Source organism: Serratia symbiotica (Periphyllus acericola) (genome assembly GCF_964019515.1).
In the GTDB taxonomy this organism is placed as follows: domain Bacteria; phylum Pseudomonadota; class Gammaproteobacteria; order Enterobacterales; family Enterobacteriaceae; genus Serratia; species Serratia symbiotica_D.
The window spans coordinates 1553038-1577475 of sequence record NZ_OZ026452.1 but is presented as its reverse complement, the minus strand read 5'-3'; the positions used below and the strand labels follow the sequence as shown (position 1 = coordinate 1577475).

General features: G+C 50.9%; 18 protein-coding genes and 14 pseudogenes. 13 read left to right on the top strand and 19 right to left on the bottom strand.

The annotated features are described in order from the left end of the window. The first annotated feature begins 117 nt into the window (after positions 1–117). Entirely contained in the window at positions 118–279 is a 162-nt protein-coding gene (locus tag AACL06_RS08560; RefSeq protein WP_339036818.1) for a hypothetical protein, read from the top strand. Beyond that, positions 245–1103 (top strand): annotated as a pseudogene (locus AACL06_RS08555) (IS5 family transposase); the annotation flags it as partial. The gene AACL06_RS08560 and the pseudogene AACL06_RS08555, both read left to right, overlap by 35 nt. A gap of 22 nt (positions 1104–1125) precedes the next feature. On the opposite strand, the gene AACL06_RS08550 reads toward AACL06_RS08555, so the two are convergent. The 8 genes and pseudogenes from AACL06_RS08550 to queA all read right to left on the bottom strand — a co-directional run bounded on the left by AACL06_RS08550 (position 1126) and on the right by queA (position 8752). Then, positions 1126–1821: a DedA family protein gene (locus AACL06_RS08550; RefSeq protein WP_339036816.1), complete on the bottom strand. Its 696-nt coding sequence runs from the start codon at positions 1819–1821 to the stop codon at positions 1126–1128. 115 nt (positions 1822–1936) lie between these two features. Further along, a complete protein-coding gene (locus AACL06_RS08545) occupies positions 1937–2359 on the bottom strand; it encodes a hypothetical protein (protein ID WP_339036814.1) in 423 nt (140 codons plus the stop codon). Between the two features lie 211 nt (positions 2360–2570). Continuing rightward, positions 2571–3149 (bottom strand): annotated as a pseudogene (locus tag AACL06_RS08540) (Gfo/Idh/MocA family oxidoreductase). Between the two features lie 311 nt (positions 3150–3460). Then, positions 3461–5885 (bottom strand): annotated as a pseudogene (gene arcB, locus AACL06_RS08530) (aerobic respiration two-component sensor histidine kinase ArcB). A gap of 88 nt (positions 5886–5973) precedes the next feature. Beyond that, positions 5974–6105 (bottom strand): hypothetical protein, encoded by a 132-nt coding sequence (locus AACL06_RS08525; RefSeq protein ID WP_339036810.1) that lies wholly within the window; start codon positions 6103–6105, stop codon positions 5974–5976. Further along, positions 6089–6902: pseudogene (locus tag AACL06_RS08520) on the bottom strand (IS5 family transposase); the annotation flags it as partial. The gene AACL06_RS08525 and the pseudogene AACL06_RS08520, both read right to left, overlap by 17 nt. Then, on the bottom strand, positions 6903–7043 hold the full coding sequence (locus tag AACL06_RS10705; protein ID WP_425336941.1) for a hypothetical protein: 141 nt from the start codon (positions 7041–7043) through the stop codon (positions 6903–6905). Positions 7044–7672: 629 nt separating this feature from the next. Further along, positions 7673–8752 (bottom strand): tRNA preQ1(34) S-adenosylmethionine ribosyltransferase-isomerase QueA, encoded by a 1080-nt coding sequence (queA, locus tag AACL06_RS08515; protein WP_339036808.1) that lies wholly within the window; start codon positions 8750–8752, stop codon positions 7673–7675. Between the two features lie 366 nt (positions 8753–9118). On the opposite strand from queA, the pseudogene AACL06_RS08510 reads away from it, so the two are divergent. The 5 genes and pseudogenes from AACL06_RS08510 to AACL06_RS10690 all read left to right on the top strand — a co-directional run bounded on the left by AACL06_RS08510 (position 9119) and on the right by AACL06_RS10690 (position 12425). Then, positions 9119–9713, top strand: a pseudogene (locus AACL06_RS08510) (ACP phosphodiesterase). A 227-nt stretch (positions 9714–9940) separates the two neighbouring features. Next, positions 9941–10543: a peroxiredoxin C gene (locus AACL06_RS08505; RefSeq protein WP_339036806.1), complete on the top strand. Its 603-nt coding sequence runs from the start codon at positions 9941–9943 to the stop codon at positions 10541–10543. A gap of 385 nt (positions 10544–10928) precedes the next feature. Then, a complete protein-coding gene (locus AACL06_RS10700; protein ID WP_425336907.1) occupies positions 10929–11279 on the top strand; it encodes a gamma-glutamyltransferase in 351 nt (116 codons plus the stop codon). Then, positions 11230–11958 (top strand): annotated as a pseudogene (locus AACL06_RS10695) (gamma-glutamyltransferase). Before AACL06_RS10700 ends, AACL06_RS10695 begins: the two are co-directional and overlap by 50 nt. Beyond that, positions 11955–12425 carry a gamma-glutamyltransferase gene (locus AACL06_RS10690; protein ID WP_425336906.1) on the top strand — a complete coding sequence of 157 codons (471 nt, stop codon included), beginning with the start codon at positions 11955–11957 and terminating at the stop codon, positions 12423–12425. The pseudogene AACL06_RS10695 and the gene AACL06_RS10690 overlap by 4 nt, the downstream one beginning before the upstream one ends. Before the next feature lie 64 nt (positions 12426–12489). Here the strand turns inward: AACL06_RS10690 and proY are convergent. The 6 genes and pseudogenes from proY to AACL06_RS08470 form a co-directional block, all read right to left on the bottom strand. Further along, positions 12490–13808: pseudogene (gene proY / locus AACL06_RS08495) on the bottom strand (proline-specific permease ProY). Between the two features lie 72 nt (positions 13809–13880). Continuing rightward, positions 13881–15197: a branched-chain amino acid transport system II carrier protein gene (gene brnQ / locus AACL06_RS08490; protein WP_339036804.1), complete on the bottom strand. Its 1317-nt coding sequence runs from the start codon at positions 15195–15197 to the stop codon at positions 13881–13883. 546 nt (positions 15198–15743) lie between these two features. Next, positions 15744–17091: pseudogene (gene phoR, locus AACL06_RS08485) on the bottom strand (phosphate regulon sensor histidine kinase PhoR). Between the two features lie 24 nt (positions 17092–17115). Further along, a pseudogene (locus AACL06_RS08480) lies at positions 17116–17581 on the bottom strand (winged helix-turn-helix domain-containing protein); the annotation flags it as partial. After that, positions 17582–17944: pseudogene (locus AACL06_RS08475) on the bottom strand (transposase); the annotation flags it as partial. Next, positions 17940–18922 (bottom strand): annotated as a pseudogene (locus tag AACL06_RS08470) (IS5 family transposase). The pseudogenes AACL06_RS08475 and AACL06_RS08470, both read right to left, overlap by 5 nt. A 309-nt stretch (positions 18923–19231) precedes the next feature. Here AACL06_RS08470 and AACL06_RS08465 point away from each other — a divergent pair. The 4 genes from AACL06_RS08465 to AACL06_RS08450 all read left to right on the top strand — a co-directional run bounded on the left by AACL06_RS08465 (position 19232) and on the right by AACL06_RS08450 (position 20709). Then, positions 19232–19528: a DUF1090 domain-containing protein gene (locus AACL06_RS08465; RefSeq protein ID WP_425336905.1), complete on the top strand. Its 297-nt coding sequence runs from the start codon at positions 19232–19234 to the stop codon at positions 19526–19528. A gap of 187 nt (positions 19529–19715) precedes the next feature. Then, on the top strand, positions 19716–20021 hold the full coding sequence (locus AACL06_RS08460; protein ID WP_339038365.1) for a YqjD family protein: 306 nt from the start codon (positions 19716–19718) through the stop codon (positions 20019–20021). A gap of 2 nt (positions 20022–20023) precedes the next feature. After that, entirely contained in the window at positions 20024–20425 is a 402-nt protein-coding gene (locus AACL06_RS08455) for a phage holin family protein (protein WP_339036801.1), read from the top strand. Continuing rightward, positions 20422–20709 carry a YqjK-like family protein gene (locus AACL06_RS08450; protein WP_339036799.1) on the top strand — a complete coding sequence of 96 codons (288 nt, stop codon included), beginning with the start codon at positions 20422–20424 and terminating at the stop codon, positions 20707–20709. The genes AACL06_RS08455 and AACL06_RS08450 overlap by 4 nt, the downstream gene beginning before the upstream one ends. Positions 20710–21117: 408 nt before the next feature. Here AACL06_RS08450 and tnpA read toward each other — a convergent pair whose 3' ends face one another. Beyond that, positions 21118–21534 carry an IS200/IS605 family transposase gene (gene tnpA / locus AACL06_RS08445; protein WP_339036797.1) on the bottom strand — a complete coding sequence of 139 codons (417 nt, stop codon included), beginning with the start codon at positions 21532–21534 and terminating at the stop codon, positions 21118–21120. 22 nt (positions 21535–21556) lie between these two features. Here tnpA and AACL06_RS08440 point away from each other — a divergent pair. After that, positions 21557–21727 (top strand): annotated as a pseudogene (locus AACL06_RS08440) (helix-turn-helix domain-containing protein); the annotation flags it as partial. Positions 21728–21878: 151 nt separating this feature from the next. Here the strand turns inward: AACL06_RS08440 and AACL06_RS08435 are convergent. The 3 genes and pseudogenes from AACL06_RS08435 to AACL06_RS10685 form a co-directional block, all read right to left on the bottom strand. After that, positions 21879–22647: pseudogene (locus tag AACL06_RS08435) on the bottom strand (IS5 family transposase); the annotation flags it as partial. Next, positions 22580–22741 (bottom strand): hypothetical protein, encoded by a 162-nt coding sequence (locus AACL06_RS08430; RefSeq protein WP_339036795.1) that lies wholly within the window; start codon positions 22739–22741, stop codon positions 22580–22582. The pseudogene AACL06_RS08435 and the gene AACL06_RS08430, both read right to left, overlap by 68 nt. Then, positions 22740–22832, bottom strand: a pseudogene (locus AACL06_RS10685) (C40 family peptidase); the annotation flags it as partial. The pseudogene AACL06_RS10685 and the gene AACL06_RS08430, both read right to left, overlap by 2 nt. A 416-nt stretch (positions 22833–23248) precedes the next feature. Between AACL06_RS10685 and AACL06_RS08425 the strand changes: the two are divergent. Beyond that, positions 23249–23593 carry a Grx4 family monothiol glutaredoxin gene (locus tag AACL06_RS08425; protein WP_339038364.1) on the top strand — a complete coding sequence of 115 codons (345 nt, stop codon included), beginning with the start codon at positions 23249–23251 and terminating at the stop codon, positions 23591–23593. Positions 23594–23677: 84 nt separating this feature from the next. Here the strand turns inward: AACL06_RS08425 and rnt are convergent, their stop codons facing one another. Continuing rightward, positions 23678–24361, bottom strand: a complete 684-nt coding sequence (gene rnt, locus AACL06_RS08420; protein ID WP_339036793.1) for a ribonuclease T — start codon at positions 24359–24361, stop codon at positions 23678–23680. Positions 24362–24438 lie beyond the last annotated feature (77 nt).

Below are 24438 nucleotides of genomic sequence, written 5' to 3'. Positions count from 1 at the left end.
AAGGCCATTATAAATCATGGCCTTTTTTGTTTTATATAGTCTTATGATGTATCACTACAGCGCATGTTCAGCGTGTACTTAAAGGTGTACTTATTCAGGTTGAAGTGCACACGGGCGTTGTTGAATAAATCGAACTTTTGGCCGGCACGCGGATCAGATCACTCTCCTTCTGTCAAAATAGCGACATTCCGTGGCCCAGCAAAAGTTAAACAACACCAACTGGAAGGATTACAACAATGCCCTTATCACTCGGGGTTCACTCACTTTCTCGGTGGATGAAACGGCACTTCACGCCTGGTACTGCGAGGCAAAACCTCCTCTGCGTGGTCGCCCACCATATTATTCCGATATGGCAATCACCAGCGTATTGATGCTGAAACGGATTTTCGGCCTGACACTTCGCGCCCTCCAGGGCTTCGTCGACTCCATTGTCACACTGATCAAAGTGCCGTTGAACTGCCCGGACGACACCTGCATCAGTAAGCGGGCAAAGTCCGGCCATGTCCCGTTTCCCGTTTAAAACCCCAACGCCGGGTGAAATTGCGCACCTCGTTATCGACTCTAGCGGGCTCAACGTGTTGGGTGAAGGGGAGTGGAAAGTAAAAAAATACGGTCAGGAAAAACGGCGGATCTGGCGAAAATTGCATTTGGCCGTAGATACAGAAACAAATGAGGTCATCTGTGCTGACCTTTCCTTGAGCAATGTCACCGATACCGAAGCCTTCCCAGGTCTCATCCGCCAGAGGTACCGTAAAATCAAAGTCGCCTCGGCGGATCGGGCTTAGGATACGCGAGTGTGTGATGATGAGTTAAGGGGCAAGAAGCTCAAGGCGTTAATACCGCCTAAAAGCGGAGCCCGTTATGGGTCGGCAGACTATGCAGAGCGAAATCAAGCGGTGGTGCACCAGCGCGTTACCGGAGACAACACACGGTGGAAAAGTATCACAGGCTACCACCGACGTTCGATAGCGGCAACAGCGAGGTACAGAGTAAAACAGCTATTTGGTGGTCACCTGTCGCTGCGAGATTATGATGGGCAAGTGGCAGAGGCGCTGGCCATCATCTGTGCATTAAACAAGATGACGCTCGCCGGTATGCCTGAAAGATGCCCATTCAGGGGACTCTTTATTCCAAATCCGATTTATTCAACAACGCCTGGTTATGGCTGTCTGCGCGCTTTTTGCGCCACAGCACGATCAGCGAGCCAACCAACCCGATCACCAGCAATACCAGTGGCAGCAGCATCAGACAGAACATCAGTTGGTCTTCATATTTGCGGAATACCGCGGTTTTACCCAACGCGAAACCAAGTGAGGTCAGGATGAGCACCCACAGCAGGCCGCTCATCCAGTTAAAAAATTGGAAGCGCGCGTTGCTCAAGCCAGAGAGGCCAGCAATGGTCGGCAACAGTGTGCGGATAAACGCCAAGAAGCGGCAAACCAGTAAGGCGGAAAGGCCATGGCGGTGGAACAATTGATGCGCCCGTTGGTGATAATGAGTAGGCAAATGCGACAGCCAACCTTGCACCGTTCGCGTATTGCCGAGCCATTTACCCTGTATGTAACTAACCCAGCACCCCAGGCTGGCGGCGACGGTTAGGATCAGAATGGTCAGCGGGAAATTCATGGTGCCTTTGGCGATCAAAACGCCCACCAGAAATAGCAGGCTATCACCCGGCAGGAAGGCGGCTGGCAACAGGCCATTTTCCAAAAACAGGATCATAAATAATAGGGCATAAAGGGTCCACACTAGTGAAGAGTTCGCCAGCGTATCAAAATCCTGCTGCCATAAGGCATGTAACAGTTCTTTAATGATGTCCATTCGGTGTTCCTAAAACGTCATTGTGGGCCTGGGTGTCAGCGGGCGTTGGGGGAAGCGTGCGGCGCTCCTGATCCTGTGCTGATAACGCTGAAACAGCGTAGCTTTTTAGTGGGTTCTATCGGTGCAATACCGAGTCAAGGGTGATAAAACAGCATGCAAGCATATGACTTTCTTTCCAGCCGCCTAACCTGTGGGGGCGTGCAGTGTCCGACCATTGGGCAGAGAATGGTAGGGAAACGGTGGCCAAGGGTTGCGATCGGAAGCCATTGGACAGCGACCAGCAGCGGTAATTGGCAGTGCGACACGGCTCTACGGCCAGCGTTTGACAAACCTGATCATAGGGGGAAAGTACCGTATCCGCCAACGATGACCAGCGGCTCCATGCGCTGCGGATAGTTTTGGATGATGCTGAACATAGCTTTTGGCCGGAGATCGAACCCATCCAGCAAAACAGATCAGTCAGCATGGTTAGCAGCCCGCGCATGTCTTCCCATTCTCCCCCGCAGCAATGGGTAAAAATGTGGCCTAACTCTACCAAAATAGCACTATTGGCAATAGAGAAATTTACTTTGCCGATGGGGAATTAGTCCCTAGCAAACGGCGGTTGTTGTATCGATTCAGCGGATTTTACATTATCTGACATAACCAAACGACTTTTGACTGATTTTCACTGCTGATTCTGTCAACCTGCACCAGCGGATTGTTAGCGATCGAATCACTTCCGGCATATGGCAATAACAGCAGCTCTATCAGTTCCGGCTTGCCGGGAACACCACAGTAGTCTGACGGCAGATTTCAGTTAACAGGCGGGCAACAATCAGCGAGTTCTTCAGCCTCTGATGCTCCACCTGATTTGTTTCGACCAGGTCGGCGAGGGCTTGCGCCTCGTATAACAGGGTGTTGATATGCGGTGGCAAGGTCAGATCCTGGCGGTTGCCACCACGCGGGATTAACATCCCCCCCCTGGAATTCTGAGATTTTATCGATCATTCACGTGCCTTCTTCCCCGTGGCTCTCACTTGGGATGTTCGAATTACTGACCTTTGAGGGGGAAAAGATCACATCAAAATCTCCGTAGTTGAGGCAGACGTGGCCGTCCGTGCCCCTATCGAGCTGGGCTAGCGATATACACCGCATCAATAGCATCGGATCGATGCTAGCGCCGCAAGATCATCGAAAAACAAGTCAAGATGATAGTTGGCACCCAGCACCCTCCCCTCCAGCCGCCGCGAATAAACGGCACTCAACGTCAGTTTGCCGCTTTCATGGGCAGCATCAATAAAACGTTCCTTAACCCAGTTGGTGCCGACGACAGCAAAGCGAATCATGGCTAACCCCAGTTGCCAGTTGCTAAAAATTTAGATTATCACGCCGCAACTTATTGTGCATACAGCCGGGTATCGAACTCTCACTGGGGTTAAGGATTGTGGTGCCATAACGAGGCACAGTTAAATTATCACCCTATTATCTGAGCGCCATCACCGATAAAGTCGGCAGGGACGTGCCCCGCAGAAATGGGCGATGCCGCTGGAGGACCAGCCGCCCCATCACATATTTTAAGAAATCTTCTAACTTCTAACAAGAAAACTTACATTTTTAATGTTATTAGTTGTATAATGTGTACGAATTTTATACAACCTTAACCTGCCTGGGCATAACACTGAACACCCATGCGCAGGTTGATGATTTCCCTGGTGTTGGCGCAATATTCGCGCACCCTGGCTTGGGCCGGGGCTATTTTTTCAGCGTTCTCCACCCATGTACGCAACACTTGCACGTCGTTACGCCACTCTTGTTTCAACTCGTCAACCTAGTCTTGCACGTTATTCCACCATGCTGGCAGCGTAGGCGTTTGGGTCTGCTGCGCTAACTGTTGCAGATGATTTAAGCCGACCGAACCAGCAGCACCTTTGATCTTGTGCCCTTCCTCGGTGATGCCTTTTTGATCGCGCGCGGTCATATTGGAATCCAACACTGCCAGATAGCCCGGCATCATTTGCTCAAATATCGCCAAGCTTTGGTGAATGAGCTGTGGCCCCACCAGATCCAGATACTGCTCCAGCATTGCGGTATCAAGTAACGACTCATTAATCTGCATCGCCTGGTGCTCAGTTTTCTTTATAGTGTGAGAAGGTTGATGAACCCAATAGTGTTTGATGACCTGGGTTAATGCAGCCACCGATAGCGGTTTACTCAACACATCGTCCATGCCCGCATCAAGATAATTTTGTTTGTCTTTGAGTACATTTGTGGTCAATGTCACCGCTGGTGGCATTAACCACCCGGCATAGCGCTCGCGCAGCTTCCGGGCAACATCCAACCCGGTCATATCCGGCAGTTGAATATCCAATAGCACTAGGTCGAATTCGTCGGGATTAAACATCGCCAGCGCAGCGTGACCATCCATCGCCACCTCCACGCTGTTGCCCAGTTTCTCCAGCACTGAGCGCGCTACGATAACGTTCAGTTCGATATATTCCACCAGCAGAATATGCCGCGCCGGTAGGACTTCATCTACCTGTGCCTCGTTCACGGCCACCTGCACCACCGGTACCTTGATAAGCAGGGTGAAACAAGAGCCCTGCCCTGGCACACTGTTGACGGTAATATCACCGTCCATGCTCTGCGCCGACCATTTATATACCGCCAACCCAATGCCAGTACCGGTGGCCGAGCGCCCCCCGTGCTGATCCTTTACCTGATAATACATGGCGAAGATTTTGTCTTGTTCTTCCTGTGGAATACCTATACCCGAATCTTCTACCTAGAACACCAGATCCTCTTGTGCCTCGTGCCGCATCCGCACCAGGATCTGCCCCTGCCGGGTGAACTTCATGCATTACCGATCAAATTACACAGGATCTGCCGCAGGCGTGTACCATCAGTGATAATCTGTTGAGGCATGGATGGCTGCGGTTCCATGATAAAATGTAGCCCTTTCGGCTGTGCCAGCAGGCCGGAGATATTCTCCAGATCCGCCAGAAAACCCGTAAAGTCCAATGGCTGGTTATCTAACTGTACTTTGCGCCGTTCAAGCTGATCTATTTCTACAATGTCGTTGAAGATGTTGCCGAGTGTAATGGCGCTGACGTGAATGGTTTTTAGGTATTTTAGCTGTTTATCGTTCAGTTCAGTATCGAGTAGGATGCGGCTAAGGCCGACAATGCCATTAAGTGGCGTACGTAACGCATGGCTGATGGTTGAGATAAAGGTGGTCTTGTCCCTGCTGGCGTTCTCCAGTGCGTCCTGATAGCGCTTAAGCTCAGTAATATCGCGCCCGAAGCCCATTAGACCACGACGTTTTCCCACCCGGTCATAAAATGGTACTTTGCGCAGCTCGAAAAACGCCTTGCGGCCATCTGGATACACCAGCCATTGTTCATAAGTCAGCGAGACGTTGTGGCGGAACACTTTCTCGTCGGTCTCGATCACCTTTTCAGCGATTTCCTGGCGGTAAAAATCCAACGGCGTCAGGCCGATTAGCTGCTTTTCGCTCTTGCCGGTTAGCAGTTACATCGCCCGGTTGCAGCTGGAAAACTCATTGTTTTCGTTGCGGTAGTACACCAGATCCGGTGAAGCGTCGAGGAAGGATCGCAGCAGCGCCAACTGTTGGCCTAGCTCAACCTGAGCTAGTTCACGCTGCTCCATTTCTTCCGTCAGCTTTTCCATTACCTGTAGACGCCCGGCTTCCGCCTTAATACGGTTGGCGATCTCCTGATTTAGTTGGCTGATATTGTCCTTGAGCTGCTGATTCAATGCCAGGTCGCGGTGGCGCATCTCTTCTAGCTTATCCACTATCCGCGCGAACCGCTGCCGCGACTCTTCAAGCTGTTCGACCACTACCGACAGAAAGTAGACCGCCCAGGGGTGATCAGCAGACCGAAAAAGACCGAGCGCACTACATCGATGCTTGCCACTTCACCGCTCAACAGCAGGGTCACCAGCATCTGTACCAGCATCGCCAGCATCACCAGTGCCGAAGCCAATAGCAGCGAAAAATGCACCAGCCCCAGTTTCACCATTAAATCAACGTAGTACTGGGCTAACACCCGAATTTGCTTCATAGCGGCTCCCATCAAATACCTTCTTTTAAATCATACTGTAAAACTACGATAAGTTAAAAAAGCAAATGCCGAACGAGAGGAAAGATTATCAATCGAAAGGGGGCAGCGCTTGATTCATTGCGTCAATAGTAGCGTCACGACTTCCTGTAGGCGTTGTTGAATAAATCGGATTTGGAATAAAGAGTCCCGTGAATGGGCAGCTTTCAGGCAAGGCGTACACTTTCTGGCATACCGGCGAGCGTCATCTTGTTTAATGCACAGATCATGGCCAGCGCCTCTGCAACTTGCCCATCATAATCTCGCAGCGACAGGTGACCACCAAATAGCTATTTTACTCTGTACCTCGCTGTTGCCGCTATCGAACGTCGGTGGTAGCTTGTGATACTTTTCCACCGTGTGTTGTCTCCGGTAAGGCGCTGGTGCACCACCGCTTGATTTCTTTCTGCATACTGCCGACCAATAACGGGCTCAGCTTATGGGCGGTATTAACGCCTTGAGCTTCTTGCCCCTTAACTCATCATCAAACACTCGCGTATCCTAAGCCCGATCCGCCGAGGCGACTTTGATTTTACGGTACCTCTGGCGGATGAGACCTGGGAAGGCTTCGGTATCGGTGACATTGCTCAAGGAAAGGTCAGCACAGATGACCTCATGCGTTTCTGTATCTACGGCCAAATGCAGTTTTCGCCAGATACGCCGTTTTTCCTGACCGTATTTTTTTGCCATCCACTCGCCTTCACCCAACACGTTGAGCCCGCTAGAGTCGATAACGAGGTGCGCAATTTCACCCGGCGTTGGGGTTTTAAACGGGACATGGCCGGACTTCGCCCGCTTACTGATACAGGTGTCGTCCGGGCAGTTCAACGCCACTTTAATCAGTGTGACAATGGAGTCGATGAAGCCCTGGAGGGCGCGAAGTGTCAGGCCGAAAATCTGTTTCAGCATCAATACGCTGGTAATTGCCATATCGGAATAATGTGGTGGGCGACCACGCAGAGAAGGTTTTGCCTCACAGTACTAGGCGTTAAATGCCGTCTTCTGCTGTTTCAACTGCCACCAGCTTTCAAACGTCGCCGGCCACGGTTTCGCATAACGCTGACGCCAACGTCGTCGTTGTTCTGCCGGGCGTTGCCTTATCCAACGCCCCAGTTTGTACATTTCGTGGATAGTTGTTAATGCGGTCTCCGCCACCGGACTGCCACTGGTCGAAGAACTTCCGACGTAAATGGACCCAGCAGCCCGTTTCTTTCACACCAGCTTAGTAGAATAATGCTCGGTAGCCAGCATCCCCGTCCACGACCAGCGCCCACTGCCAGTTTTTCAGCATCGCTTTGGTATAGATGCCACTGCGCCCCAGCTAACAGTCATACACCACTGCGGGCCGGGGCACTGACGTACACTCATAAGTAACCTTTATCGGGGTTGAGCAACAGTAACAGCGTTTCATCTTCCTACAGCTTCTTCCTACAGCTCCGCTTGCTGTAACAAGTCCCAGTACAACGCTTCGGCCAGAGTCCTCAGCGCACCGCATCAGTCGGTCAGCGTGTTGCACGGGATATCAATGCTCTGGCGCAGGTAGATTTTATGCTGGAGGTGCAGCGGCAGTAACGCCTGGGTTATCTGTGGAACAGTCTGATGTCGTTAAAACAGGGTCATACCGTTTGCGTAGCGCAGGAATGCCTATCCTTCATTTCTCAAACTGCTGCTATATTGGCGGTACCTTCTCCCGCCAGTCACTGACTTGAGTAAGCGCTTGGCACCTGGTGTGCCTTGTCACAGTTTGCAATCTATTGGGCATCTGCACAAATGGGCTCTTGCTCCGCCTGCGGATTACGGCTGATCAACATTGCATCTCCGTAACTAAAGAAGCGGTATTGCTCGGCTACTGCCTGTTGATAAGCGTTCATGGTGTTTTTATAGCCAGCGAAAGCGGCAACCAACATGATCAGCGTCGATTCCGGCAAATGAAAATTGGTCACTAGCCCGTCAACCACCTGATAGCGATAGCCTGGAGTGATAAAGATGCGGGTATCGCCGAAGAATGGGGCAATCAGCGCAGGCTTGCTGGCATTGGCGGCACTTTCCAGCGAGCGCACCGAGGTGGTGCCCACCGCCACCACGCGTTTGCCGCGTGCTTTACAGTCCAGCACTGAATCAACTACCTCCTGCGATACCTCGGTGTATTCCGCATGCATCACATGCGCTTCAATGGTCTCCACACGCACCGGCTGGAAAGTGCCAGCACCAACATGCAAGGTAACAAAGGCCATCTTAATGCCTTTCGCGTGAAGCGCAGCCAACAGCAGTTCGTCGAAGTGCAGGCCAGCAGTCGGCGCGGCGACAGCGCCCGGTTTTTCACTGTAAATCGTCTGATACAGCTCGCGGTCGGCGTCCTCGTCCAGGCGATCGATATACGGCGGCAGCGGCATATGACCAACGGCATTGAGAACGCTAAATACATCACGATTATCATTAAAAAGCAGCTCAAACAGTGTGTCGTGACGTGCCACTATGGTGGCAGCGATGCTTTCGTCATCACCCAACAGCAGTTCGGCACCCGGCTTCGGTGCCTTGGAGGCGCGAACGTGCGCCAACACGCGGTGATCGTCGAGCACGCGCTCCACCAGCACTTCTACCTTGCCGCCGCTGGCCTTGTGGCCAAATATACGCGCCGGGATCACCCGGGTATTGTTAAACACCAGCAGATCGCCAGCTTCCAGCTTGTCCAGCAGCTCGGTAAATACACCGTGCGTCAGTTCACCACTCGTCCCATCCAGTTGCAATAAGCGGCAACTGCTGCGTGCAGGCTGCGGATAGCGGGCAATAAGGGAACCTGGGAGTTCAAACGAAAAATCGGCAACGCGCATGGGTAATCACTTTTTCACTATAAGATGGCCGATGAAAAATAGGCGGCCTAGTCTAAAGCTGTAGGCAGTCAGCGGCAAGAAATAAGCAGGATGTACTTATAACCTATCCTATTAGGCACTTAACTTAAGGTATCTACCCATCATGGTTGAAACCGCATCTTTGTTGGCTACGTCATTCGACCCATCCCCGGGTTCCCCCTGACGGACAGCCTGACGCTTTACGGCATTCAAATCAGTTCCTGGCAGATTTATCACTCACCCGAATCACTTTTTCGTGTAAGTTCCTCAGGGTTAGCGAACCCCATCCCTGCGGGCCAGTGTTTGACGCCTTGGTGCAACGCCCATTATTTATGGTATAGTAGCGGGATGAATTTTCTCGCTCATCTCCATTTGGCCATGTTGGCGCAAAGCTCTTTGCTAGGCAATCTGCTAGCGGATTTCGTGCGCGGCAACCCGGCGGGCGAATATGCGCCTAATGTGGTGGCCGGCATCATGATGCACGGCCGTGTCGATGTGCTGGCCGAAAGCCTGCCGCAGGTGAAAACCTGCCGAGACTACTTCAGCGGCCAACATCGCCGCGTTGCACCGATCACCCTTGACCTCGTCTGGGATCACTTTCTGGCGCGCCACTGGCAACAGTTGGAACCATTAAGCAGCCTGCACAGTTTCACCCAGCAGGCGCGTAGCCAAATTGTGCCGTACCTGCCGCTGACGCCGCCGCGCTTTCAGAACCTAAACCGCTACCTGTGGCCAGAACGCTGGCTAGAACGCTATGCCAAATTACCATTTATCGCCAAAGTGTTGCAAAGTATGGCTACCCGCCGCCCATACCTCGCCGGCGTTGGCGGGATCCTTCGCCGACATCGAACCCGACATCGAACGCCATTACCCTCAACTTGAAACACACTTTTGGCAGTTTTACCCACAGATGATGCAACAGGCGAAAGACAAAAAGCTGTAAAGTCAAGTTCAACTAACTGAGATTGCGGCGCTTTTCAAGAAAATATTTTTTATACTTGCCCTTTTTTAGGAAAAAGTTATTTTGATTTTTTATAAATTTAATATACGGATTTAATAGGTAAAACCTATCTCATCAATGGGTGTTTTACTGTTATCCACCCAGTTGCGGCTCTTATACTGGCCAGTGCTTTTTCTCTCAACCACTTAACAACTTTTACAGGAGTCATTATGGTTCTGGTAACTCGTCAAGCCCCTGATTTTACTGCTGCTGCCGTATTAGGCAGCGGCGAAATTGTTGAAAACTTCAACCTAAAGAAGCACCTGAGCGGCAAGCCGGCGGTCCTGTTCTTCTGGCCGATGGACTTCACCTTCGTATGTCCTTCTGAGCTGATCGCTTTCGATCACCGCTATGAAGAGTTCCAGAAGCGTGGCGTTGAAGTGGTTGGCGTTTCATTCGATTCAGAGTTCGTCCATAACGCATGGCGTAAAACCCCAGTCGAAAACGGCGGCATCGGTGAAGTGAAATACGCAATGGTTGCTGACATTAAGCGTGAAATTCAGCAAGCTTACGGCATCGAACACCCAGAAGCTGGCGTTGCGCTGCGCGGTTCCTTCCTAATCGACAAAGACGGTGTGGTACGCGCGCAGGTTGTCAACGACCTGCCAATCGGCCGTAACATCGACGAAATGCTGCGTACCGTTGACGCACTGCAATTCCACGAGAAACACAGCGAAGTGTGCCCGGCTCAGTGGGAAAAAGGCAAAGCAGGTATGAGCGCATCTCCAGGCGGTGTCGCTAAATACCTATCCGAGAACGCTGCTAATCTGTAATTTTAATCTGCAAGTGAATCAGCCGGCTCATGTAGCCGGTTTTTTATCCTTTTTAGATCCCGCCCACAATGTGGGCCTTATTTCCTCGTTTCCGCTCACATTTCTCAGCCTGGTTACTCTACTACTCTCTCCTTATCGGTATCTATTATCAAGATGCATAACAACACAGGCTTGTTGCTCTTTGCAAGCAAAGCAAATACCAAAAAATTTACAGGGTAAGGGGAACTATGTTTTTACAGAAATGGGGAAAACCAATGACCGCGGTACTATTGCTAGCCAGCAGTAGCCTGCATGCGGCTTCTAATCCGGCTGTAGAAGCCCAAAATAGCATAGTGGTAATCTCACAGCACCTGGCCCTCACAGAATCCGTGCCGACATCCTAAAAATGGGCGGCAATATCGGCGGAGGCGGCTTTATGACCATCCACCTTGCCCACGGTACCGATACCTTTATTAACTTCCGTGAAGTCGCGCCGGCGGCGGCTAGCGCCCAAATGTATCTGAACGCTGCCGGCAAGGTGAAGAAAGATACCAGTCTATACGGCTATCTGGCAGTAGCTGTACCAGGCACGGTGCTAGGTATGGAAACTGCACGCGAGAAATACGGTAAGCTGAGCCGCCAGCAGTTGTTATCACCGGCGATCAAACTGGCGCGCGAAGGCTTTGTGCTGACCCGCGCCGACACCGATGTCCTCGACACCACCATCGCACGTTTCAAACAAGATCCTGAATCCTGAGTCCACCAAGATCTTCCTACGCCCAGACGGCACGCCATTGCAGCAGGGCGATCGCTTGGTACAGCGCGATCTGGCCAATACGCTGTCAGCCATCGCCAAAGACGGCACGGATGCATTTTACAAAGGCAAAATCCCGCAGGCAGTGGCAGCGGCGGCCAAACAGGGCGGCGGTATTCTGACGGCGGCTGATTTCGCCAATTATAAGGTGACTGAAACGCCGCCTATCACTTGCAGCTACCGGGACTATAAGTTTATCTCAGCGCCCTTGCCAAGCGCTGGCAGCGTCACGCTGTGCGAAATCTGGAAGGTTACGATCTGAAAAGTATGTACTTCAACTCTGCGGCGGCCATCCATTACCATGACCGAAGCGATGCGCCACGCTTACATGGATCGCAAGACCTACCTCGGCGACTCGGCATTAATCAAGCACCCGATTGATCGGCTGACCAGCAAGGACTATGCCGCAGAAATACGCAAGAAAATCTTTGCGAACAAAGCCACGACGTCTGAAAACGTGCTTTTACGCGTAGCAACGCATGAAAAGCCAGAGACTACCCACTATTCGATCATCGATCATGAGGGTAATGCAGTCTCTACAACTTACACTGTCAATGGCCGCTTTGGCCCGGTAGTGGTTGCCCCATGCACTGGCTTCCTGCTCAATGACGAAGATAGATGACTTTATTGGTTGGCGAGAAGAACTTCTACGGGCTGATTCAGGGTACCGTCAACAGTATTGCCCCCGGTAAGCACCCACTATCGTCAATGACCCCAACACTGGTGACCAAAGACAATAAAATGTTTATGGTGGTAGGTTCACCGGGCGGTTCACGTATAATCACCATTACCCTGCAAACAGCGCTGAACGTGATCGACCACGGCATGGCACCACAGGAAGTAGTAGATGAGCCACGCATCCACCACCAGTGGTTGCAGGATGTGATGTATTACGAGAAACGCTGCATTTATACCGACACACTCAAACGCCTAAAGGACATGGGCTACAAGATGGTTGAGCAAACACCGTGGGGGCGCAGCCAAACTGATCTAGATTGGCCTACCAGGCGCAATAGGCGTCAATTCCTCGCGTTTGTCGTTGCTCCACTTCACATTCTCCGGGTAGCGGCAAGCGAAAAACTGATATAAAAGGGGTAAGCAGCGGCAATCTACACACCCAGCATCGGCATGCCGCATTCCCCATACGCTGTTTTCAGTTCTGCGGTTGCTCAAGTACCGCCCGTTTCTTTTGGTAGTTGATTTTAAAGTAATAACCCACCAGAAACGCCATCACCCAGACCAAACCGGCGTATAAAGATACGCGGGTGGTTGGAAAGTAACCGATCAGGCCGATGATAAAAGCCAGGAAGATAATCGCCATCATCGAGGTAAATACCCCGCCACTTAGTGGGAACGCCAGATTGCTCACCTACTTTTTACTCAGGCTGCGACGGAAGGCGATCTGTGAGGACAGGATCATAATCCATACCGAAACGGCGGCAAAAGTGGCCAGCGAAGCGATTACCAGGAACACGTTTTCCGGCATGATGTAGTTGAGATATACCGCCAACAACATCACCGTCACCCACGGGATACCCCTCTTGGAGACTCTATTGAACATCTTCGGCGCATTGCCTTGCTCGGCCATGCCATGCAACATGCGGCCTATGCCGAACACATCACTGTTAATCGCCGACAGTGACTCGGTGATCACCACAAAGTTAAGGATACTCGCCGCCATGGTGATGCCCATGTGCTAGAAGGTCAGCACGAACGGACTACCAATTGGTGCCCACTTTGTTCCATGGATAAATCGATATGATGACCAGCAGAGTGCTGACATAGAACACCAGAATACGCCACGGCACCGAGTTGATGGCCTGCGGGATCGATTTTTTCGGATCTTTAGCTTCACCGGCGGTAATACCGATGATTTCGATGCCACCGTAGGCAAACATCACCAGTTGCAGCGAAAAGATCATCCCGATAAAACCGTTGCTGAATAAGCCACCGTTAGAACAAAGGTTATGAATGCCCGTTGGCTGCCCGCCGTTGCCAATCCCCCAGATAATCGTGCCGATACCGGCAACAATCATAATGGTAATAGTGGCAACCTTAAAGAACGAGAACCAGAACTCCAGTTCACCGAACACCTTAACGCTAATCAGGTTGATGGCCCTGATAATCAGCACCACACCTAACACCCAGATCCATTGCGGCACCTCAGGGAACCAGACCCCCATATAAATACTGAATGCGGTCACATCGGCGATGGCAACGATCAAGATTTCAAAGCAGTAGGTCCAACCAGTGAGATACCCTGCCATCGGCCCGAGATAATCCTGCGCGTAGCGGGAAAAAGAACTGGCCTGCGGGTTATTGACCGACATCTCACCCAGTGCACGCATAATGATAAAGGCCACAATGTCGCCGATCCGTAGAACAACCCGGCGCCATAAAGCGGATATGACGCGAATTAAGACCAGGTTTCAACTTATTGGCGGGAGAGGGACGAGGTGGCTGTTGTTGCATAAAATGACCCATAATTTTGGAACATAAAAAGCCACTGATTAGTCCATTGCCCTCGATTAAACCGGGGGTTTATTAGCACGTGGTCACTTTTTCACGCATACACACCCGATCATAAATCGCGACCAGCACTAACATCAATAGTGAAGGCAGCAACCAGGCCAGCCCTTGCTCCGCCAGCGGCAGGTGATGGGCCCACGTCGGCAGCAGGTGTTGGAGGCTGGACGCCTTAACTGCATCAAGGATACCAAATAACAAGCTGATCAATATCACCATCGTTATGATGCGCGGCGCGTTGTTCCACCAGCCCAAGGTAAAGCTCAGAAGCACCAGCACAATGCACGGTGGGTAAATCGCCGTCAGCACTGGGATGGAGATTTGGATCAGATGGCTCAGACCCAGATTGGATACCACCATCGAGAACAAGCCTAATATAAATACCAGCGTTCTATAGGAGAACGGCAGATATTGGGCGAAGAACTCGGCGCAGGCACAAGTCAGACCTAACGCAGTCACTATACAAGCGATAAAGATCAATGCTGCCAAGAAAAAGCTGCCTAAGTTGCCGAAGGTATTCTGAACGTAGGCATGCAGGATCACCGCACCGTTGGTGGCCTCAGGCACTAATACGCCGCTACCCGACCCCAGTTTGAACAGGCTCAGGTAAACCAGCGTCAGACCCACACCAGCGATCAATCCGGCCAGGATGGTGTAACGCGTCAGCAGACCAGTGTCTTTTACGCCGCGAGAACGGGCGGCGTTGACGATGACGATGCCAAACACCAGCGCACCCAGGGTGTCCATGGTTAGATAGCCGTTAACAAAGCCAGAGGAGAAAGCCATCGTCTGATAAGTGTTAGTTGCTGGGATCGGCGTACCCGCTGGCCATAGCAGCGCGGCGATACCCAGAACAGCCAGCGCCACAATTTTTAGCGGTGCCAAAACATGACCAACGGTGTCGATTAGGCGGTTTGGATACAGGGAAATGCCGATCACCAGCGCAAAGTACACCAGGCTGTAGAGAAACAGGGGCATGTCACCATGACCGATCAGCGGGGCAATACCCACTTCAAAGGATACGGTGGCGGTGCGCGGGGTGGCGAACAATGGGCCTACCGCCAGATAGCAGAGGGTCGCCAGCAACAGGCCAGCACTGCGGCCAATCGGCGTGCTTAGCGCGTCAATGCCGCCGCCAACGCGCGCCAACGCAATCATGGTAATGACCGGTAACCCCACAGCGGTGATCAGGAATCCGATGGCAGCGATCCAGACGTGTTCGCCGGATTGCAGACCAACCATTGGCGGGAAGATGATGTTCCCAGCGCCGACGAATAAAGCAAAGGTCATGAAACCCAATGCCAGAATATCTTTTGATGTTAAACGATGACTCATACGATGCCGTGCTGCCTATTAAAATGAAAAGAATGTCCGATAGTCCGGTGACAATACCAGTTGCCAGATTGCCGTTTTATCATCAGGATAAAATAAGAGCATAAAACGCGTGACGTCGGACGTTTTGCCCTTATTTCAACAGTCACCACTAAGGGTGATGGTTAAGGTTTCAGGAATTTTATATCCTCGTAATACTTCAAGTTGCATGCGCTTGCTGCTTTGCGCCGTTTTCCTGAAACTCAAATTATTTTGGGTATATAGCGGAGATCTAATCCAGCAACAGGCAATAAGGTAAACTTTTATAGCGCTCAAAGGCAAGGCGCAAGGTAAAAGGCAGAGTTATCATCTAAATGGCATTAACCAGCCAGTCGATCATGTTAGATATCAATAAATATACACTACATGATTTGTGCTCTTTCTCGCTTATCCCCTCGTAAAATTAGAAGCCTACAGCATGCTGCTCCGGGACAATGCAAGCAACGCTGGACAGAGGGCAGCGCCCCAGGCCAGCCAACGAAAATTAGACTCATGCCGGTCTCTTACGCGTTAATTTTTCGCCGCCTTTTCTGATAAATCAGCAGGAACAGCCAACCGGTTAGGCAAGGTAAAAATAAACCGCGTCCCCAATCCCAGCTCGCTATAAATCTCCAACCGTGCATGGTGATGGCTGAGTGCATGCTTGACGATTGCTAGCCCCAGTCCGCTGCCGCCGGTCTGGCGCGAACGCGCCGGGTCAACACGGTAGAAACCGTTCGGTCTGGCGCGGGAGATGCTCAGCGGCGATGCCCGGCCCGTTATCATCGATCTAGAACTGCGCGCCGTGCGGCGTCTGCTGCCAGCTCACGGCAATATTCGTCCCCGTCGGGGTATGGGTGATGGCGTTGTACAACAGGTTCGCTACCGCACTGCGCAACTGCTCTTTATTGCCGAATACCTTGAGCTGCTCATTCACCCGGAAGGTCATTGCGTGCTTGCCGCCGCTCAGCGACTGCGCTTCGCGCTGCAGCACCTGTAGCATCAGCGGAATATCCACCCATTCATTCATTTTCACATTTGGGGTTGCCTCAATGCGCGACAACGTTAGTAATTGCGTGACCAGCCCGTCCATACGCCGAGCCTGCTCCTGCATGGTATCCAGCGCCTTAGCGCGCAGTGCAGCGTCTAGCGTTTCGTTGCTCATCATTTCAAGATACCCCTGCAATACCGTCAGTGGCGTGCGCAACTGATGGCTGACGTTCGCGAAGAAAAAGAACGCTGCCCAAAGCGGGCCTGTGGATAAGTTGCGTCGTACATTCTCCAACTGGCGCATTTAGCTCACATCATGCGCTACTATCAGCAACTGACCTTCGGCATAGGGCATCACACGGAACTCAACATGGTGTTCGTTATCCAGTTGCAACGTCAGCGGATGTGAAAATGCCTGCTGCTGCAAGTAGTGACTGAACTGCGGATAATGCAACAGATTGAGGATGTGTTGACCATTGTCTTCCAGCGCGAAAGCCGAGCAGATGCTGCGGCAACCCCTTGCACTAGAAGATGTTACCTTCGACGGTGGTTATCACCACCGCATCGGGCAGAGATTCAGCCCCGCTACGAAAGCGTTTGATCAGCAAAGCAGTTCACCGCGGCGGCGGCGATTACGCTGCTGCATCTGATACAGCCCATAGAACAGCGATTGCCAATTCCAGCGCCCGGCTGGTGGCATCATGATGCGGTCAACCCACAGCCAGTGAGAAAGTTTATGTTGGTTGTAAAAATTCCATGCCAGCGCAGCCAGTACAGACACCAGCAGCAACCAAGGAAAATAACCAATAATCACCCCCGGCAGCAATGCTGGCAGACAGAAAAGAACCAGCTCGAGAGCGAGCTTCTTCCAGGACAGGCGGTCTAACACGGCATATTCTCCAGCGCAGTGCCATCAATAACGCGTTGATAACTGATAGCCGACACCCCGAACAGTTTGCACAATTTTATCATGAACGCTGGTCTCTAGCGCCTTACGAAGCCGACCGATATGCACGTCAACAGTGCAGTCTTCCACATAAACGTTAGTGCCCCATACCTGATTCAGCAATTATTTGCGGCTATAGACACGCTCAAGGTGGGTCATAAAAAAATGCAGCAGCTTGAACTCCATTGGCCCCATATTCAGCGCCTGATCGTTAGCTATCACGCGGTGTGAGGCGGGGTAGAGGCTCAACCCCTGCATTTCAATCACCTCTTCTACTGCCATGGGGGAAATAGCGGCGCATTACCGTCTTGATGCGCGCCACCAATTTCTTGGGCGCAAACGGTTTGGTGATATAATCATCTGCCCCCACTTCCAGCCCGCGTACCCGATCTTCTTCTTCACCACTCGCAGTTAACATCATCACAGGAATATCGATGTAATTATCGACAATTAGCGTAATGGTTTTGGCACTTCGGTATGTGCTTCTCAGCTTGCGTAACAGGCTAATGAATAAACCCGAGTTTTTATGGGTCCCACTGACATAATCAACTCTTCCGGTTCCTGCATGAAGAGCACCCGCGAGGTAATGCTTTTCATTCTGTCCCGGTGTCGCGATGCGTTTTTGTTGACCCTTTTTCTGCCAGTCGGCACCTATTTTAGGGTTCATATCGATGTCTACCTCATCTTCGTAAAAGATGGGATGCTCGGGACTGTTATTCTTCAATGCGGTATCGATAGCCGCTAGTTTTTCCTATTTATGAGGATCTCGGATGTGCAAAGTTGCAGCCGCTCTACGGCGTTGTTGAATAAATCGGATTTGGAATAAAGAGTCCCCTGAATGGGCATCTTTCAGGCATACCGGCGAGCGTCATCTTGTTTAATGCACAGATCATGGCCAGCGCCTCTGCAACTTGCCCATCATAATCTCGCAGCGACAGGTGACCACCAAATAGCTGTTTTACTCTGTACCTCGCTGTTGCCGCTATCGAACGTCGGTGGTAGCCTGTGATACTTTTCCACCGTGTGTTGTCTCCGGTAACGCGCCGGTTCGCCACCGCTTGATTTCGCTCTGCATAGTCTGCCGACCAATAACGGGCTCCGCTGCTGGGCGGTATTAACGCCTTGAGCTTCTTGCCCCTTAACTCATCATCACACACTCGTGTATCCTAAGCCCGATCCGCCGAGGCGACTTTGATTTTACGGTACCTCTGGCGGATGAGACCTGGGAAGGCTTCGGTATCGGTGACATTGCTCAAGGAAAGGTCAGCACAGATGACCTCATGTGTTTGTGTATCTACGGCCAAATGCAGTTTTCGCCAGATCCGCCGTTTTTCCTGACCGTGTTTTTTACCTTCCACTCCCCTTGACCCAACACGTTGAGCCCGGTAGAGTCGATAACGAGGTGCGCAATTTTACCCGGCGTTGGGGTTTTAAACGGGACATGGCCGGACTTTGCCCGCTTACTGATGCAGGTGTCGTCCGGGCAGTTCAACGGCACTTTGATCAGTGTGACAATGGAGTCGACGAAGCGCTGGAGGGCGCGAAGTATCAGGCCGAAAATCCGTTTCAGCATCAATACGCTGGTGATTGCCATATCGGAATAATGTGGTGGGCGACCACGCAGAGAAGGTTTTGCCTCGCAGTACCAGGCGTGAAGTGCCGTTTCATCCACCGAGAAAGTGAGTGAACCCCGAGTGATAAGGGCGTTGTTGTAAGCCTTCCAGTTGGTGTTATAAGCCTTCCAGTTGGTGATGTTGAACTTTTGCTGGGCCACGGAATATCCTTCTAACTAATTGGGCAGGTGAATTTGTGGGTTTCCCGCTTAATTAAGGATAAAACCCTGCATAGACGGTGGCGGGGCCTTCTCCCGTATTTTCCGTAATTGGCCAGAACTCATGGCTGATTCTTTGGGGGTTAGCGCATTTTATGACTAAGCTGAATAATGTCAGCTAGGTTGTGTCAGTATCCTGCCATGCTGCCTAAATCAACCAGGAGAGACGAATGCGTGCCATTGCATCCCATTAACCAGGAACCGATAGCATGAAATTATGCCATTTACTCTTACTGGCCTACACTGCCAGCGTTGTCGTTTGCGCTAGAAGACAGCTGTGCCAGCAAGGCGCAGAACATCCAGCATCAGATTGATTACTCCACCCAGTATGGCAATATTCACCGTGTAACTGGGCTGAAAAAAGCGCTGAGTGAGGTGCAAACCACTGCACCAACGCGCAACTTGCAAGCCGAACGCCAGAAGAAAATTGATGAAAAACAAAGCAAGGTGGCTAAACGTCAGCAGGAGATAAAACAAGAGACGCAGACTGACAACCTGGAAAAAGTCGCCAAGAAACAGAATAAACTGACGACGCAGGCTGTGAGCTGAAACAAACTCAGAGGGAATAATTTTTTACTCTAGCGGATATTTATCTATGAGAGCCGCAGTACACGGGATTTTTAACGGGTAAAAATGGATGTCTGGTTTTATCAATCTACCCTCCGTCCTTTGTGGCAACGAAAAAATCCGCTATGTTGCAATTCTGTCAATATTAACGTTGTTAAGGAACAATTACATGGCACATGATTCAAATGCAAAAAACTTACGCGCTGAACTGAAATCTTTAGCTGATACGCTGGAAGAAGTGCTGCACTCGTCCAAAGACAAGCCGAAAGCTGAGTTAGAGAAACTACGCTCAAAGGCAGAAAGCGCATTGCAAGACACCCGTGCGCACCTGAGTGATGCAGGGGACAAAATCGCTTGTCAAACCAGGCAAATTGCTGAGCAGGCAGATGATTATGTGCGTGAAAACCCCTGGGCTGGTGTTGGCATCGGTGCTGCGGTGGGCGTAGTGCTGGGCGTCTTGCTCGCGCATCGCTGATTATGGCCGAGCAACCGCAAGTCCGCGCGACCGGTCCCGCAAAAGGGGCGTTGGATATCGGCCAGCGTATAATCACCATTGTGGTTGGCATGGTGGAAACCCGGCTTCGTCTGGCGGTGGTCGAATTGGAAGAGGAGAAAGCCAATCTAATTCAGTTGCTAGTCATGGCTGGTTTGACGCTGCTGTTTACTGCCTTCGGCCTAATGAGCTTATTGATCCTGATTTTTTGGGCTATCGATCCGCTCTACCGGCTGATGGCGCTAGGGGTTACCACTGGCCTGCTGTTGTTCTTAGCCATCGTTGGCACTACCTGGACGTTGGTCAAGGTTCAGCGCACTACGCTATTGGGAGACACGCGTAAACAACTGGCCATCGACCACACCGAGTTGGAAGGGGAGCCATGAGCTGCCGCCACGACCTGAAACGTGAAAAAAAGAACCTGATTCGGCAGATCCAGCAACAGCGGCTGGATCTGGCCGAGAGCAAAACCAGGTGGTTGGAAAAAACCGCACGTATTGACCGTAGCTGGAAAATGGTGTTTGGCTTGCGTCGTTACCTGGTACTCGGCTCCGGCGCCATGGCGCTATATGGCATCCGTCACCCCAGCAAGTTGATACGCTGGTCGCGCCGTGCCTTTGGTGCGTGGGGTGCTATCCGATTGTTTAAAAAGACTTTTGCTGCCAAATAGTACTTTGTTTTCATTTGATCCTCCCCTTGCAGCGCCCTCGTTTTGCTGAAGCTAAGCTTTGCTACCGTTGAGTGCTGAGTCACCTGTGGGGCAAACCATTTTTATTGTTATAGTCGCGCTTCTGTCACTTACCGCCTCAGCCAGGATAAAGTCTCTTTCTGGCTGGAGGTGATTGCTGGCATGGCCTCACGCTGCGATATCATCTGAATTGAACTCAATATGGATTTGGTCATAAGGTAGCACTATTTTTTTGCTGTCCTTATCTAAAGTTACGCTGTTCAGCAGCAAATAGGCATCATGATAAACGCTGCGGAAATCACAATGTTTATCAGAATGGCTATATCTTGTTACCTGGTGCGCCGTAAAGCCCCGTCCTCCATGGCCAGGATATAAGGCGCGGTTTTCCGACTAACTGGGTGTTTGCTGCTGCTCAATGTATTGCCGTATGATCGATATCGGCGCCCCACCGCAACTACTTGCAAAATAACTCGGTGTCCACAGAACACCTTTGTAGTAATAGCGCTGGGCTATATCGGGGCGGTCACGGCGAAGCAGTCTGCTAGAGACGCCTTTAAGACTGTTGACTAAGTTTGATATTGCCAGCTTTGGCGGGTAGTTAATCAGCAAATGCACGTGATCGCATTCACCATCCATCTCGACCAGCTCAACATCAAAGTCAGCACATACGCTAGAAAAGTAGCAGCGCAGCTTTTCTATGGCATCCTGATCAAATATTTTTCGTCGATACTTGGCAATGAATACCAAGTGAATATGCATCAGGAAAATGCAGTGTCTTCCTCGGCGAATATCGGTTTCTTTTATCATAGACCAAAGTATAATAGTAATAATGAAACGACTTCAAGCCTTCAAATTTCAGTTAAGACCAAATGGTCAGCAGGAGCGCGATATGCGGCGCTTCGCAGGGGCTTGTCGCTTCGTTTTTAACCGTGCGCTTGCACTTCATAATGAGAACCATGAGGCGGGAAATAAATTTATTCCCTATACGAAAATGACTTCATGACTCATTGATTGGAAATCCGATCGGCGTTGTTGAATAAATCGGATTTGGAATAAAGAGTCCTTGAATGGGCAGCTTTCAGGCAAGGCGTACACTTTCTGGCATACCGGCGAGCGGCATCTTGTTTAATGCACAGATTTACTCTTTACCTCGCTGTTGCCGCTATCGAACGTCGGTGGTAGCCTGTGATACTTTTCCACCGTGTGTTGTCTCCGGTAACGCGCTGGTTCACCACCGATTGATTTCGCTCTGCATAGTCTGCCGACCAATAACGGGCTCCGCTGCTGGGCGGTATTAACGCCTTGAGCTTCTTGCCCCTTAACTCATCATCACACACTCGCGTATCCTAAGCCCGATCCGCCGAGGCGACTTTGATTTTACGGTACCTCTGGCGGATGAGACCTGGGAAGGCTGCGGTATCGGTGACATTGCTCAAGGAAAGGTCAGCACAGATGACCTCATGTGTTTCTGTATCTACGGCCAAATGCAGTTTTCGCCAGATCCGCCGTTTTTCCTGACCGTGTTTTTTTACCTTCCACTCCCCTTCACCCAACACGTTGAGCCCGCTAGAGTCGATAACGAGGTGCGCAATTTCACCCGGAGTTGGGGTTTTAAACGGGAAACGGGACATGGCCGGACTTCCCCCACTTACTGATGCAGGTGTCGTCCGGGCAGTTCAACGGCACTTTGATCAGTGTGACAATGGAGTCGCCGAAGCCCTGGAGGGCGTGAAGTGTCAGGCCGAAAATCCGTTTCAGCATCAATACGCTGGTGATTGCCATATCGGAATAATGTGGTGGGCGACCACGCAGAGAAGTTTTTACCTCGCAGTACCAGGCGTGAAGTGCCGTTTCATCCCCCCAGCAAGTGAGTGAACCCCGAGTGATAAGGGCGTTGTTGTAAGCCTTCCAGTTGGTGATGTTGAACTTTTGCTAGGCCACGGAATGTCGCTATGTTGACAGAAGGAGAGTGATCTGATCCTCGTGCCGGCCAAATGTTCGATTTATTTAACAACGCCAGTACGCGCCTGCGGTACAGCATGCGCTAGATTGAAGAAGAGTTGTGTAAGTAGCAGCATGGAAAAAAGTATAAGAATTAAGCGCATGTCAACATCACCAACTTTAACTTTAAACGGATACTGAAGGCTGACAGTATTCCCGAATTTTTCCATATAAAATAGCGAAGAAATTATAAATAGTGATCCATATTTTGAGAAAAAGTTAACGGCATATTTTTTTATTTAAAATCAATTAATTATTTTTTTAAAAACACGAACAGAATTTTTTAGGTTAATTAAACACCGACTGAGGGGGAAATTATAGGTTAAATGGTCGGATTAAAAATGTTATTCTGAATCCATATTTTAACCCGGAATGGTGTTTGCTGGTAAGACGCGATCAGTAGCGGGTGATGCACTTGTAAAAGAAAGCATCTCTTATGACTACTACAGCCGTTAAAACAGCCCACATGATGCATGTGGTCGCCATGAGATGTCGATTGAGGAAACAAATAATGACAACAATGACGACGATTGAAAAAATTCAGCACCAGATCGCTGAAAACCACATTTTGCTGTACATGAAAGGCTCACCAAAATTGCCAAACTGCGGTTTCTCTGCGCAGGCTGTTCAGGCGCTGTCTGCCTGCGGCGAGCGCTTTGCTTACATGGATATTTTGCAGAACCCGGACATTCGTGTGCAACTGCCTAAGTACGCTAATTGGCCGACTTTCCCACAACTGTGGGTAGACGGTGAATTAATTGGTGGTTGCGATATCATCATCGAAATGTATCAGCGTGGCGAACTGCAACAGCTTATCAAAGAAACAGCAGAGAAATACAGCGCGCAGCAATACTCGCAGCTTTAATTGGCACGAGGTTTTTGTACAGCGATGTATGAGGTCGGGCGGTGCCAATGCAGACTGAGCCGCCCGATTACTCCCGATTATTGCTTAGCTGCCAAGATCGCCGAGGGTTAGTGGCCAGCCACTTAGACGTTTCCATCGGTTAACTAGTTCGCAGAACAGTAAGGCGGTCTGCTCAGTGTCGTACAATGCTGAATGCGCCTGGCTACTGTCAAACGGCATACCAGCAGCGGTACAGGCTTTCGCCAGCACCGTCTGTCCTAGCACCAGCCCGCTCAGCGCCGCAGTATCGAATGTGGCAAAGGGGTGGAACGGATTGCGCTTCAGGCTGGCGCGCTCTGCAGCAGCCATCAGGAAACTGTGATCAAAGTTGGCGTTGTGCGCCACAATGATTGCCCGGTTGCAGCCGCGACGCTTGATGCCAGCACGAACCGTTTTAAAAATGGCGTGTAGCGCATCATATTCACTGACCGCGCCACGCAGCGGGTTGTGCGGATCAATGCCATTGAATGCCAGTGCCTCTGGTTGCAGGTTAGCCCCTTCAAAAGGCTCGACATGAAAGTGCAGGGTTTCATCCTGCTGCAACCACCCCCCATCATCCATTTTCAACGTAACGGCGGCAATCTCTAGTAATGCATCGGTTTTTGCATTAAAACCGGCAGTTTCTACATCTATAACTACGGGATAAAATCCACGAAAGCGGCCACTAAGGGCGTTAAGGTCACTTTTTTCGGCCATCAGTTTCTTATCTTCATCGGATGCAGCACGCATTATGGCAAATTTTTCCGCCGGTTGCAGGCGCTTATCACCTAGGTAAAAAAATGAAAGCTGCCATTGCGCTCTGGATA